At 73.5% G+C, this 13,580-nt stretch carries 11 protein-coding genes and 1 pseudogene; 11 read left to right on the top strand and 1 reads right to left on the bottom strand.

Annotation, left to right across the window (positions count from 1 at the left end):
- Window positions 1–331 precede the first annotated feature (331 nt).
- The 9 genes from ACZ6W9_RS34600 to ACZ6W9_RS34560 all read left to right on the top strand — a co-directional run bounded on the left by ACZ6W9_RS34600 (window position 332) and on the right by ACZ6W9_RS34560 (window position 11,442).
- Window positions 332–2,185, top strand: coding sequence for a 2-oxoacid:acceptor oxidoreductase subunit alpha (locus ACZ6W9_RS34600; protein WP_362941722.1), 1,854 nt, complete (start codon window positions 332–334; stop codon window positions 2,183–2,185).
- Complete coding sequence (locus ACZ6W9_RS34595; protein ID WP_470121529.1) at window positions 2,178–3,227, top strand: 2-oxoacid:ferredoxin oxidoreductase subunit beta; 1,050 nt, start codon at window positions 2,178–2,180, stop codon at window positions 3,225–3,227. Before ACZ6W9_RS34600 ends, ACZ6W9_RS34595 begins: the two co-directional genes overlap by 8 nt.
- A 496-nt stretch (window positions 3,228–3,723) precedes the next feature.
- On the top strand, window positions 3,724–4,644 hold the full coding sequence (locus ACZ6W9_RS34590; RefSeq protein WP_362941719.1) for an NAD-dependent epimerase/dehydratase family protein: 921 nt from the start codon (window positions 3,724–3,726) through the stop codon (window positions 4,642–4,644).
- Between the two features lie 282 nt (window positions 4,645–4,926).
- Window positions 4,927–5,592 carry a polysaccharide deacetylase family protein gene (locus tag ACZ6W9_RS34585; RefSeq protein WP_389962629.1) on the top strand — a complete coding sequence of 222 codons (666 nt, stop codon included), beginning with the start codon at window positions 4,927–4,929 and terminating at the stop codon, window positions 5,590–5,592.
- 235 nt (window positions 5,593–5,827) lie between these two features.
- Complete coding sequence (locus ACZ6W9_RS34580; RefSeq protein ID WP_470121526.1) at window positions 5,828–6,778, top strand: glycosyltransferase family 2 protein; 951 nt, start codon at window positions 5,828–5,830, stop codon at window positions 6,776–6,778.
- Window positions 6,779–6,899: 121 nt separating this feature from the next.
- Complete coding sequence (locus tag ACZ6W9_RS34575) at window positions 6,900–7,943, top strand: GNAT family N-acetyltransferase (protein WP_389962634.1); 1,044 nt, start codon at window positions 6,900–6,902, stop codon at window positions 7,941–7,943.
- A gap of 137 nt (window positions 7,944–8,080) precedes the next feature.
- Window positions 8,081–9,457: a nucleotide sugar dehydrogenase gene (locus ACZ6W9_RS34570; protein ID WP_389962637.1), complete on the top strand. Its 1,377-nt coding sequence runs from the start codon at window positions 8,081–8,083 to the stop codon at window positions 9,455–9,457.
- On the top strand, window positions 9,447–10,643 hold the full coding sequence (locus ACZ6W9_RS34565; protein ID WP_389962640.1) for a glycosyltransferase family 4 protein: 1,197 nt from the start codon (window positions 9,447–9,449) through the stop codon (window positions 10,641–10,643). Before ACZ6W9_RS34570 ends, ACZ6W9_RS34565 begins: the two co-directional genes overlap by 11 nt.
- A gap of 31 nt (window positions 10,644–10,674) precedes the next feature.
- Window positions 10,675–11,442, top strand: a complete 768-nt coding sequence (locus tag ACZ6W9_RS34560; protein WP_389962643.1) for a methyltransferase domain-containing protein — start codon at window positions 10,675–10,677, stop codon at window positions 11,440–11,442.
- 115 nt (window positions 11,443–11,557) lie between these two features.
- Here the strand turns inward: ACZ6W9_RS34560 and ACZ6W9_RS34555 are convergent, their stop codons facing one another.
- Window positions 11,558–12,400, bottom strand: coding sequence for a glycosyltransferase (locus ACZ6W9_RS34555; protein ID WP_470121523.1), 843 nt, complete (start codon window positions 12,398–12,400; stop codon window positions 11,558–11,560).
- 206 nt (window positions 12,401–12,606) lie between these two features.
- On the opposite strand from ACZ6W9_RS34555, the gene ACZ6W9_RS34550 reads away from it, so the two are divergent.
- Window positions 12,607–13,170, top strand: a complete 564-nt coding sequence (locus ACZ6W9_RS34550) for a dTDP-4-dehydrorhamnose 3,5-epimerase family protein (RefSeq protein WP_389962649.1) — start codon at window positions 12,607–12,609, stop codon at window positions 13,168–13,170.
- Window positions 13,167–13,580, top strand: a pseudogene (locus ACZ6W9_RS34545) (hypothetical protein); the annotation flags it as partial. The gene ACZ6W9_RS34550 and the pseudogene ACZ6W9_RS34545, both read left to right, overlap by 4 nt.

Raw genomic sequence — 13,580 nt, 5'->3', positions numbered from 1 at the left:
GATGGCCACGGGGAAGAAAGTCCGACTCGAGGCGGGACATATAGTTGAGGATCGTGACCACAACCGTCCTCTTCGGCCGCCTGCACGTCGACCTGTGCCGGATCACCGCCGGGCTGTGTCGGGGTCGCTCGCGGTCGTGACCGTCCCCCAGGCCCTTCACGACCCCCTCCGAAGCCCGACTCCGCGACCCGCAGAGGACGTGTGACGCGAGCACGCGTCTTTCCGCCGTGCGGGACGCGGAACACCCGAAGCGTGACCCCGAGGGATCTAGCATGGAAAGAAGAACGTGCCACCAGCGACGGCGCCCCACCGCGTCGAGGAGGACTGAGCTGTGACCAAGCAGGTTCAGCAACTCGACCGCGTGATCATACGCTTCGCCGGAGACTCCGGCGACGGCATGCAGCTCACCGGTGATCGCTTCACGGCCGGGACCGCGGAGTTCGGCAACGACCTGTCGACCCTGCCCAACTTCCCCGCCGAGATCCGCGCCCCCGCAGGGACCCTGCCGGGCGTGTCGAGTTTCCAGCTTCACTTCGCCGACCACGACATCCTCACCCCCGGCGACGCGCCGAACGTCCTGGTCGCGATGAACCCCGCGGCACTGAAGGCCAACCTGCCCGACCTGCCGCGCGGCGGCGACATCATCGCCAACACCGACGAGTTCACCAAGCGCAACCTCCAGAAGGTCGGCTACACCGCCAGCCCGCTGGAGGACGACTCGCTGGCCGAGTGGCGGGTGCACGCGGTGCCGCTGACGTCCCTGACGGTCAAGGCCCTGGAGGGCTTCGACCTGTCCAAGAAGGACGCCGAGCGTTCCAAGAACATGTTCGCCCTGGGCCTGCTGAGCTGGCTGTACCACCGGCCGACCGAGGCGACGATCCAGTTCCTGGAGACCAAGTTCGCCAAGAAGCCCGACATCGCCAAGGCCAACATCGCGGCCTTCCAGGCGGGCTGGAACTACGGAGAGACCACCGAGTCGTTCTCGGTGTCCTACGAGGTCAAGCCGGCCAAGCTGGCCCCGGGCGTCTACCGCAACATCTCCGGCAACCAGGCCCTGGCCTACGGCCTGATCGCCGCCTCGGTGCAGGCGAGGCTGCCGCTGTTCCTCGGCTCGTACCCGATCACGCCGGCCAGCGACATCCTGCACGAGCTGTCGAAGCACAAGCGGTTCGGCATCCGCACCTTCCAGGCCGAGGACGAGATCGCCGGCGTCGGCGCCGCGCTCGGGGCGGCGTTCGGCGGCGCCCTGGGCGTGACCACCACCTCCGGGCCCGGCGTGGCGCTGAAGGCCGAGACCGTCGGCCTGGCGGTGACCACGGAGCTGCCGCTGATCGTGGTCGACGTGCAGCGGGCCGGCCCGTCCACCGGCATGCCGACCAAGACCGAGCAGACCGACCTGCTGATGGCGATGTACGGCCGCAACGGCGAGTCGCCGGTGCCGATCGTGGCGCCGGCCACCCCGTCCGACTGCTTCGACGCGGCCGTCGAGGCCGCCCGGATCGCGGTGAAGTACCGCACCCCGGTCATGCTGCTGTCGGACGGTTACCTCGCCAACGGCTCCGAGCCGTGGAAGGTGCCGAGCGCGGCGGAGCTGCCCGACATCTCCGTCGACTTCGCCACCGCGCCGAACGGCGAGGACGGCACGACGTTCCTGCCCTTCGCCCGTGACCCGGAGACCCTGGCCCGCCCGTGGGCGATCCCGGGCACCGCGGGGCTGGAGCACCGGATCGGCGGCATCGAGAAGGCCGACGGCACCGGCAACATCTCCTACGACCCGAACAACCACGACAAGATGGTCCGGCTGCGCCAGGCCAAGATCGACGGCATCGCCGCCGACATCCCGCCGCTGGAGGTCGACGACCCCGACGGTGACGCCCGGGTCCTGGTGCTGGGCTGGGGCTCCACCTACGGCCCGATCGCCGCGGCGGTGCGGCGGATCAGGAGGGCCGGCGGCAAGGTCGCCCAGGCCCACCTGCGCCACCTCAACCCGCTGCCCGCCAACACCGGCGAGGTGCTGCGCGCCTATGACAGGGTGCTGCTGCCGGAGATCAACCTCGGCCAGCTGGCGCTGCTGCTGCGCGCCCGCTTCCTGGTCGACATCATCAGCTACAACCGCGTGCGCGGACTCCCGTTCAAGGCCGAGGAGCTGGCGAGCGTGATCCAGGATGTGATCGACAGTGAGTGACCTCATCACCAACGGCAGGGGCCTGTCCCTCGTCCCCAAGTCCGACGTGGCGCAGGGCATGAAGGACTTCAAATCCGACCAGGAGGTCCGCTGGTGCCCCGGCTGCGGCGACTACGCCATCCTCGCCGCGGTCCAGTCCTTCGTGCCGGAGCTGGGCCTCAAGCGCGAGAACATGGTGTTCGTCTCGGGCATCGGCTGCTCGTCGCGGTTCCCGTACTACATGAACACCTACGGGTTCCACTCGATCCACGGCCGCGCCCCGGCGATCGCCACCGGTCTGGCCGCCTCCCGCCCGGACCTCAGCGTGTGGGTGATCACCGGTGACGGCGACTCGCTGTCCATCGGCGGCAACCACCTGATCCACGCGCTGCGCCGCAACGTCAACCTCAACATCCTGCTGTTCAACAACCGGATCTACGGGCTGACCAAGGGCCAGTACTCCCCGACCTCCGAGGTCGGCAAGGTCACCAAGTCCACGCCGATGGGGTCGCTGGACAAGCCGTTCAACCCGGTGTCGCTGGCGCTCGGCGCGGAGGCGTCGTTCGTGGCCCGCACCCTCGACTCCGACCGCAAGCACCTGCAGTCGGTGCTGCGCCAGGCCGCCGAGCACCGCGGCACCTCCCTGGTGGAGATCTACCAGAACTGCAACATCTTCAACGACGGCGCCTTCGAGCAGCTCAAGGACCCGGCGCAGCGCGACGACATCACGCTGCGGCTGGAGCACGGGCAGCCGATCGTCTCGGCCACCAAGGCGGTCCGCCGTTCGGCCGACGGCGGCATCGAGGTCGTCGCCCGCTCGGAGGTGCGCGAGGAGGAGATCCTCGTGCACGACGCCCACCGCGCCGACCCCTCGCTGGCCTTCGCGCTGTCGCGGCTGGACGAGCCGGCGTTCGAGCACGTGCCGGTCGGCGTGTTCCGCAGCGTCGACCGCCCGAGCTACGACGAGCTGATGAGCTCGCAACTGGAGGAGGCCACCGCCCAGGGCGGCCCCGGCGATCTGGATGAGCTGCTGCTCGCCGGGGACACCTGGCGCATCGGCTGACCGCGTCCGGCGCGGAGGAGCCGCCGAGGGCGGCTCCGGAGCCCGGGGCCGGCGGAAGGCCGGCGGAAGAAGGCACAACCACGGGGCCGCTCCCATGCGGGGGCGGCCCCGTGGCTTTTCTCATTGAAGAAACAGGGAGAACTTCCCGATACATCAGTTACCCGGTACATCGCCGGGTCCGTTGCGGTATGAAACGCGTGTGCCCCTCCGAGGCCCGGCCGGAGCGTCCGGCGGCGCCGTCATCGACCCCTGGGAGACACCCATGCCGACCGTCCCGGAATCCGAACGGCCGAGCGCGCCCGGGTATGAGGGCCCCGGCGGTTCCACGGACTCCGGGGGCCTCCCGGGCTCCGAGCACCCCGGCGGCTCCGGGGGCTCCCCGGGCTCCGGAGGCTTCACGGGTTCCGGGGATTTCACGGGCTCCGGTGCCTTCGCGGGCTCCGAAGGTCCGGGAGGCTCCGGGTCCTCCGGGTCCTCCGGCTGGCACGATCGCCGCGTGCTGGTGACGGGCGCCACCGGGTTCATCGGGACCCGCCTGGTGGAACGCCTGGCCGCCCTCGGCGCGCAGGTGCACGCGGTCAGCCGCAGACCCGGCCGGACGGCCGGGCACGGCCGGACCTGGCACGTCGCCGACGTCGGCGACACCGAGGAGGCCGGGGCGCTGGTCCGCTCCGTCCGGCCCGACGTCGTCTTCCACCTCGCCAGCGAGGTCGCCGGAGCCCGCGACCCCCGGCTCGTCCCGACGATGCTCCGCTCCAACCTGGCGAGCGTGGTCAACCTGCTGACCGCGGTCGCCGAGGACCCCGGGGCGCGGGTGGTGCTGGCCGGGTCGGTGGAGGAGCTCCGCCCGGACGAGGGCGACGCCGTGCCGTCCTCCCCCTACGCGGCCGCGAAGTCGGCCGCGCGCGGCTACGCCCTGATGTTCCACCGCCTGTGGGACGTCCCCGTGACGAACCTGCGCGTCGCGATGGTCTACGGCCAGGGCGAGCGGAACCTCGCCCGGCTGGTGCCGTACATGGCGTTGTCGCTGTTGCGGGGGCGGGAGCCGGCCCTGAGCAGCGGCAAGCGCGAGATCGACTGGATCCACGTGGACGACGTCGTCGAGGCGTTCATGGCCGCCGCCGCGACCCCGGAGGCGGCCGGCCGGAGCCTGGACGTCGGCTCGGGCACGAGGACGACCATCCGCGACACCGCCGAACTGCTGGTCCGGATCACCGGCGGCGTGGCGCGTCCCCGCTACGGCGCGCTCCCCGACCGGCCGCTGGACGGCGCCCGGATCGCCGACATCGGCCCCACCGCCGACGTGCTCGGCTGGCGGCCCGTCATCGGGCTGGAGGACGGCCTGCGCCGTACCGTCGCCTGGTACGCCGACCGGTTGCGGGCCGGCGAGTTCCAGGACACGCCGGGTCCGTCCTGATCCACCGGCTCCTTCCGGGGCCCACCCGGCCCGTCCGGCGGCCGGTGCCGTCCGGCGGTCGGCGCCACGCGACAGCAGACGTCCTGCGACGCCCGGTGCCGCGCAGCGTCCGAGGTCGCCCGGTCCGCCTCGGCCGCGTCGGCCCGGTGCCCGGCCAGTCCCGCGTCCGCCGCCTGTAACGGGGGACGCGGGCGGCCCCGATAACCCGGACGGAGCCGGAAGACCGCACGCCGCCCCGCCGTCCGGTGTGGCCGGGGACCCCGGCCGGAGAAGGGGACGCTGGTGGAGTCGGTCGTCAACCTCACGGTCCACGGCGTCGGCCCGGCCGTCCGCCCGCTCGACGAGGGCGAGGACGAGACCTGGGTGGATGTGGAACGGTTCGAGCGGGTGCTCGACGCCGTGGCGGGCCGCTCCGACGTCCGCATCACCTTCGACGACGGCAACGCCTCCGACGTGGAGATCGCCCTCCCCCGGTTGCTCGAACGCGGCCTGACCGCGGAGTTCTTCGTGCTGGCCGGGCTCCTGGGCGAACCGGGCAGGCTGGACGCCGACGGGGTCCGCGAGCTCGCCGCGGCGGGCATGCGGATCGGCTCGCACGGCTGGGCCCACCGCGACTGGCGGCGGCTGGACGCCGGCCGGGCGCGGGAGGAGATCGACGGCGCGAACCGCCTGCTCGGTGAGCTGGTGGGCGGGCCGGTGACGAGGGTGGCCATCCCGTTCGGGTCCTACGACCGCCGGGTGCTCGGCATGCTGAGACGGGCCGGGGTGACCCGCGCCTACACCAGCGACGGGGGGCGGGCCCGCCCGGGTTCCTGGCTCCAGGCGCGCAACAGCCTGCGGCACGACATCGACCCGGGCTGGGCGTCCCGTGTCGTGGACGGCACCCCGCCGCTGCCGCTGCGCGCCCGCAGGGCGGTCGCCCGGGTGGTCAAGCGGGTCCGCGGCTGACCGGCTTCCGGCGGCACCGGTCACACCGATCACACCGGCCGCGCGGAGCCTCGCCACGCCCCCGGCGTCCGGCGGCGCCGGCCGCGCAGAACCTCACCACGACCCCCGGCGTCCGGCGGCACCGGTCCCACGGAGCCTCATCACGACCCCGGCGTCCTCCGGGATCCCACGGGCGGGCCCCAGCGCCTTTTTGGAACGCGGTAACGGCGTCCCGCTGCGGCGCGATGAGCCGTACATGACGTCTGGTGCCCCCAGGATCGCCGTGGTGGTCGTCACCTACAACAGCGCGGAGGTCCTCCCGGGCTGTCTGCGCTCCCTCGCCGAGGGTGCGCGCGGGACGAACCTCGTGCGCGTCGTCGTGGCCGACAACGCCTCCCGGGACGACTCGCTGCGGATCGCCGGGGAGGCGACGGACCTGCCGATCCGGACCGTCCAGCTCGGTCGCAACGCCGGGTACGCCGCGGCGGTCAACGCCGGGGTCGCGGAACTCGCGGAGCCCGCGGAGCCCGCGGAGCTCGACCTCGCCTCGCTCGACGCGGTGCTGGTGGTCAACCCCGACTGCCGGCTGCGGCCGGGCTCGCTGGCCCCCCTCGCCGAGGCCCTCCGGCGGCCCGGGTGCGGCATCGCCGTACCGCGGCTGGTGAACCCGGACGGCAGCCTGCAGCCCTCGCTGCGCCGTACCCCGACCGTACGGCGGGCGCTGGCCGAGGCGGTGATCGGCGGCGGCCTCGCGGGCCGGATCGGCACCCTGGGGGAGCTGGTCACCGACCCCGCGGAGTACGAGCGGGCCGGTCCGGCCGCGTGGGCGACGGGCGCGGCCATGCTCGTCTCCACCGACCTCATCCGGGAGATCGGCCCGTGGGACGAGTCGTTCCTCCTCTACAGCGAGGAGACCGAGTTCGCGCTGCGCGCCGCGGACCGCGGATGGACGCTGTGGTACGAGCCGTCGTCGGTGTTCGAGCACATCGGCGGCGACTCCGGCGTCAACCCCACCCTGGCCGCGCTGCTCACCGTCAACCGGGTGCGGCTGTTCCGGCGGCGCCGGGGCCCTGCCGCCGGGTCCCTCTTCTTCACCGTGGTCGTCCTCGGCGAGGCGGTCCGCGCGCTCGCCGGCCGCCGTACGGCGCGGGCGTCGGTCATGGCGCTGCTGCTGCCGTCACGCCGGCTCCGCAAGCTCGCCGACTGACCGGCGGCGGGAGACCACGATGACCATGCCCTCGGACGCGGCGCCGCCCGCGCGAACCGTCCAGGCCGCTCAGGCCGCTCAGGCCGTTCGGGCCGCTCAGGCCGTTCGGACTGTCCGGACGGTGGGCTTCGACGCGCTCACCGCCGAGGAGCTCGACGTCTGGCATTCGCTGCGGGCGGCCAACCCGCTGCTGGACAGCCCCTACTTCCACCCGGGCTTCACCGCCGCCGTGCACGCGAGCGGCTTCGAGGTGCGGGTCGCCGTCGGCCGGGACGGCGGCGGCGCGGTCCGCGCCCTGCTGCCCCACCACCGCGAGGGGTCGCTGGCCAGGCCCGTGGGCTGGCCGGGCGCCGACTTCCAGGGGCCGGTGCTCGCGGCCGGGTCGTCCTTCCCTCCTTCGGCCCTGCTCACCGGCGGGGTGCGCGGCTTCGCGTTCGACCACCTCGTGGAGAGCTGCCCGGACTTCGCCCCGTGGGTGGAGTCGCGGCGGGCGTCGCCGTACATCGACGTCACCGGGGGGCTGGAGGGGTATCTGAGCCGGGCCTCGCGCAGCGGCCGGGACAACATGGCGCAGGCCCGGCGCCGCGCGAGGCGGGCCGAGCGGGACCACGGCGCGGTGCGCTTCACCGCCGACGTGGCCGACCCGGAGATCCTCGGGCGGGTGGTGGCGCTGAAGCGGGCGCAGTACGCCGCCACCGGCGTCCGCGACCACTTCGCCGAGCCGGGCCGCCGCGAGCTGCTGGAGCGGCTGCTGCGGGTGCGGGACCCCTCGTTCGGCGGGATCCTGTCCGCGGTGCACGCGGGTCCGCACCTGATCGCCGCGCATTTCGGGATCCGCTCGGGAAACGTGCTGCACTGGTGGTTCCCCGTCTACGATCCGGCCTTCGCGGGCCTCGCCCCCGGGTGGATCCTGCTGCGTGAGATCGCCGCCGCCGCCCCGTCCCTCGGCATCACCCGCGTCGACCTCGGGCGGGGGGACGACGAGTACAAGCGGCGGGCCAAGACCGGTGAGACGACGGTGTGCCAGGGGCTGGTCACCCGGAGCGCGGCCCGGCGGGCGCTGCGGCGGGCGCGCGACTCGGCGGTGGCCGCGGCCAAGGCGTCTCCCCTGGGACCGGGGTTACAAAATATGACCCGAAAAATCCGCACATTAATGAGAAATTAATGCCATAAGAGCCAGAGCTTCCATTTTTCACTTCGTAACGCTCGCAGAAAATCACCTGATCAAAGAACGAGCAGTGCGGGGCGCGGAAAACGCCTCCCGCCCGCGGACGGCGGACGACCCCATGGAGGCGGTCCCCAGTGAGAATCAGCGTTTTCGGGCTCGGCTACGTCGGCTGCGTCTCCGCCGCCTGCCTCGCCTCCGCCGGGCATGAGGTGGTCGGCGTCGACGTCAACCCGTCGAAGGTCGACCTGGTCGCCCGCGGCCTGGCCCCGGTCGTCGAGGAGCGCATCGGCGAGCTGACCGCGGAGGCCGTGCGGAGCGGCGCGCTGCGGGCCACGGCCGACGTCGCGGAGGCGGTCGCCGCGACCGACGTCTCGCTGGTCTGCGTGGGCACGCCGTCCGCGCCGAACGGCAGCCTGTCCACCGCCTACCTGGAGCGGGTCGCCGAGCAGATCGGCCGCGCGCTGGCCGCCAAGGCACCCGCCGCCGGGACGCCCGCCACCCGAACGCCGGCGGCCGGGACCCCCGTGGACGGAGCCCGGCGGCACACCGTCGTCTTCCGCAGCACCATGCTCCCCGGCACCTGCGAGGACCTGCTGGTCCCGATCCTGGAGCGGGAGTCCGGCCTGGTCGCCGGGACCGGCTTCGGCGTGGCGGTCAATCCGGAGTTCCTCCGCGAGGGCACCAGCGTGCGCGACTTCTTCGACCCGCCCAAGACCGTCATCGGCGAACTCGACCGCGCGAGCGGCGACGTGGTCGCCGCGCTCTACGAGGGGCTGCCGGGCGAGGTGTTCCGGGTGCCGATCACGGTGGCCGAGATGACGAAGTACACCGACAACGCCTTCCACGGCCTGAAGATCAGTTTCGCGAACGAGATCGGCGCGATCTGCCAGGCGCTCGGGCTCGACTCCCACCGGGTGATGGACGTCTTCCTCGCCGACCGCAAGCTCAACATCAGCCCGGCCTACCTGCGGCCGGGCTTCGCCTTCGGCGGCTCTTGCCTGCCCAAGGACCTGCGGGGCCTGGTGTACGCGGCCCGGCGGGCCGACGTCTCGGTGCCGCTGCTGGCGCACGTCCTGCCGTCCAACGAGGACCACCTGCGCCGCGCCTTCGAGCTGGTCACCGCCGCGGGCGGCCGCCGGGTCGGGTTGTTCGGGCTGTCGTTCAAGCCGGGCACCGACGACCTGCGGGAGAGCCCCATGGTCGAGCTGGCCGAACGGCTCCTGGGCAAGGGCTACGACCTGCGCATCTACGACGCCAACGTCTCCCTGTCACGGCTGATGGGGGCCAACCGCGACTACATCGCCGGCAGGCTGCCGCACCTGGGCGACCTGCTGAGCGGCTCCGCGGACGAGGTGCTCGCGCACGCCGACGTCTGCGTCGTCGGCTGCAAGGACCCCGCCGTGCTGGACGCGCTGGCCGGAGCAGGAGACCGCGCGATCATCGACCTCGTCCGCCTCCCCGACGCCGCCGCGCGCCGGGCACACCCTGGATATGTGGGCCTTGGCTGGTAGGAAAGCACTCATCCTCGTCGAGAACCTCTCCGTGCCGTTCGACCGCCGGGTCTGGCAGGAGAGCACCGCGCTGCGCGACGCCGGCTGGGAGGTGCACGTCATCTGCCCGCGGGGCGCGAAACGGGACACCGAGCCGTACGCCGAGGTGGAGGGGGTGCGCATCCACCGCTACCCGCTGCGGGCCGCGACCGGCGGCCCGCTCGGCTACCTGCGGGAGTACGGCACGGCTCTGTGGCACACCTTCCGGCTGGCCCGGCGGGTCGGGCCTGTGCACGTCGTGCACGCCTGCAACCCGCCCGACCTGCTGTTCCTGGTGGCGCTGGCGATGCGGCGGCGCGGCGCCCGGTTCGTCTTCGACCAGCACGACCTGGTGCCCGAGCTGTATTTGTCGCGCTTCGGCCGCGGCGAGGACCTCCTCTACCGGGCCGTCCGCCTCCTGGAACGGCTCACCTACCGCGCGGCCGACGTGGTCATCGCGACCAACGAGAGCTACCGCGACGTCGCGATCCGGCGGGGCGGGAAACGGCCGGACCGGGTGTTCGTGGTGCGCAGCGCCCCGGTGGTCGAGCGGTTCCACGAGGTGCCCGTCGAGGAGGGGCTCAGGCGGGGCAAACCGTACCTGCTGTGCTACCTCGGGGTGATGGGCCCGCAGGACGGGGTGGACTACGCGCTGCGGTCGCTGGCCCGGCTCCGCGACGAGCTGGGCCGTACGGACTGGCACGCGGTGTTCGTCGGCGCGGGCGACACCTTCGACGACATGGTGGCCCTCTCCCGCGAGCTGGGCCTGGCCGGCCAGGTGGAGTTCACCGGCCGGATCCCCGACGACGACCTGCTGCGCTACCTGTCCGCCGCCGACGTCTGCCTGGCGCCCGACCCGCTCAACCCGCTCAACGACGTGTCGACCATGAACAAGATCATGGAGTACATGGCGATGGCCCGCCCGGTCGTCTCCTTCGACCTGCGGGAGGCGAGGGTGTCGGCCGGGGACGCCGCGCTGTACGCGCCGGCCAATGACGAGTCGGCGTTCGCCAAGCTCGTCGCCCGCCTGCTCGACGACCCGGAGGAGCGGCGGCGGATGGGCGAGATCGGCCGGGCCCGGGTCGCCGGACCGCTGTCCTGGGAGCACTCCCGGGCGGCGCTGCTGGCCGCCTACGAGGCCGCCCGTCCCCGGCGCGCGGGGTCGTGACCTCACCCATGACGACGAAGGAGTGGTCATCGTGAGCGTGCTCGTCGAGACCGTCGTGTCCACCGAGGCCGCCCCCGTCGCGGAGGCCGTCGCCGACGCGGCGGCGGCGGTGACGGGCGCCCTGCTGGGCGGGTTCGGGCGGGCCCACCGGTGGCTCCGCCGCGCCGCGGGGCGGCTGCTCTTCGAACGCCGGTACGGCGTGCGGACCGCCGAGGTCGTGAGCCTGGAGGACTTCGGGCTGGCCCGCGACGACCGGGTCTACTACTCGGCGGCGAACTGGCGGACGCTGCGCCGGGCGCTGCCCGGGGACGAGGTCGGCGAGCGCGACGTGTTCGTCGACCTGGGGTCCGGCATGGGCCGCATGGTGCTGGAGGCCGCCTCCCGGTACCGGTTCGGGAAGGTGATCGGCGTCGAGCTGTCGGAGCAGCTCAACGACATCGCCCGGCGGAACCTCTCGAGCACCCGTCTGCGCCTGCGCTGCCGGGACGTCGAGCTGGTCCGGTCGGACGTGCTCGACTACCGGATCCCCGACGACGTCAGCGTGGTGTTCCTCAACAACCCCTTCCGGGGGGAGACCTTCGAGACCGTGATCGAGCGGCTGCTCGCGAGCGTGGACCGCAGCCCGCGCCGGGTCACGGTGATCTACTTCAACCCCACGGAGGAGGAGTTCCTCCTGGGCACCGGCCGTTTCCGCCCTCTGCGCACGGTGACGCACGGGCGCGGGACCCGGCAGGAGGGCCCGTTCGGCCTGACCCGGGTCTACTCGATCACCGAGAGGCCCGATGCCCCCTACGCCTGAGCCCGCCGAGGCGGGCCCGCGGAGCCCGGTCCGCCCGGCGACGGCGGCCGCCGTACGGCACGGCACGGCACGCGGAACCGGGGCGGTCGCCGCGCGGCGTGGCGCGGTGCGCGGGTCAGCGGACCGGGCGGGCGCGGCTGCCGCCGTCCGTGCCCCACTGGACCCGGCCGTCGCGGCGGGCGCGCACCCGGGTCAGCACCCGGTCCGCGAGCAGGACGGCGAGGTAGCAGGCCGCGTCGAGCGGGCTCACCCGGCGCCCCCGCACCAGGGCGGCCAGCGAGCCGAGCCGCAGGCGTCCCTCGGCCGCGGACCGGCCCAGCCCGGCGAGCTGCCGGTTGCCGAGCCGTACCCGTACCCGCCGCCTGAGGTGCGCCGCGACGGTCGGGGCGGGCCGGACGACGGTCCGGGCCTCGGGCACGGTCACCCGCTCGTGCGGGGCGAAGCTCCCGTGCACCCAGCCGTCGTCGGAGATCACGTCCGGCATGGGGAAGACCCTGGCGTGCCCCCGCTCGGTGAGGAGGTAGGCCCCGGCCCCGGCCAGCCCGCGCAGCGGCGCGATGAGCCGGTCGTGCACCCGGTGCACGCGCCGGGCGACCGGGCCGGTCCCGGTGAGGTCCCAGTCGGGCACCGGGGCGCAGGCGAGCACCCCCGGCCGGGCCGCGGCCGCGACGAGCGCGCGCACCGCCGCGGCGTCCAGCTCGACGTCGGCGTCCAGGTAGAGACGGGGGAACGTACGGCAGGCCGCGTCGCCGAGCCGCAGCGCGTGGGCCTTGCCCGGGACCGGCGTCTCCAGGACCCGCACGCCCGGCCGCCGGGCGGCTTCCGCCGTACGGTCGGAGCAGGCGTTGGCCACCACCACGACGTCGAACTCACCGGGCGCCGAACCGTCGAGCAGCCGGGCGAGGCCGCCCGCGATGACGGCCTCCTCGTCGTGCGCCGGGACCACGATACTGACCACCGGGGCCTCCGGACCGCGCGCCGGGGCGTCCGGGCCGTGCGAAGCGTGCGCCGGAACGGCCGGATCGCGCGAAGCGTGTGCCGAGGGGTCCGGACCGTGCGGACCGTGCGCCGGGGCGTCCGCCGTACCCGGCGCAGGATCGTTCACCTGGTCGCTCACCGGAACGCCTCCCGACCGACCGTGAAACCGCGAAAGGGGATGACGCCTTGAGAGTAGAGCGAACCGCCATCGACGGGGTGCTGTTGTTCGTACCGACGCCGCACCGTGACGACCGGGGTCTGTTCACCCGGACCTTCGACACGGTCGTCGCCGAGCGGGCCGGGCTCGACCCCGCCGCGTTCGTCCAGGACAGCCAGTCGCGCTCACGCCGGGGCACGATCCGCGGCATGCACGGCCGTTCCGGCCGGGGCGAGGCCAAGCTGGTGCGCTGCGCGCGCGGGGCCGTGCACGACGTGCTGGTGGACGCCCGCCCGCACTCGCCCACCTTCGGCGAACGGATCTCGGTGCTGCTCGACGACGAGAGCTTCGTGACCCTCTACGTGCCGCCGGGGCTGCTGCACGGGTTCCAGGCGCTGACCGGGCAGACCGACGTGTGCTACCGCATCGACCGCGAGCACGACCCGGCCGAGGACCTGTCGGTCCGCTACGACGACCCGGCGCTGGGGATCGACTGGCCGCTTCCGGTCTCCGCGATCAGTGACCGGGATCTTTCCGCGGGATCGTGGGAACGACTCCGGGACCGGCTCGGAACCCCGGAAGCGACGAGGTGAACGACGCGATGCGATGGGGCAGGCTGCTCGCCGCCGTCCCGGTGGCCGCCGTGACGCTGCTGGCCGGATGCGGCGCCCCCGCGCAGGCTCCTCCGGCGAGGAGCGGCCCCACCCCCGGGCCGGCCGTGTCCACCACCGGCCCCGCTCCCGGGGCCGCCGGCCGCTGCCCCGGATATCCGACGCCGGCGTGCACGGGCGTGCCGCCCGGTGTGAAGCTGCGGACCCTGGCCCTGAACGAGGACGGCGCCGCCTACCGCGTCACCAAGTCCGGCACCGTCCTCGACGGCGTGCACATCCCCGGCGTGCTGCTCGTCCACGCCGACGACGTCACCGTCAGGAACAGCCGGATCGACGGATACGTCGTCAACGCCGACGGTGACAAGACCTTCCGGTTCACGATCGCCGACTCC

Source organism: Streptosporangium sp. NPDC053982 (assembly GCF_055585205.1).
This window is presented reverse-complemented; position numbering and strand designations above follow the sequence as displayed.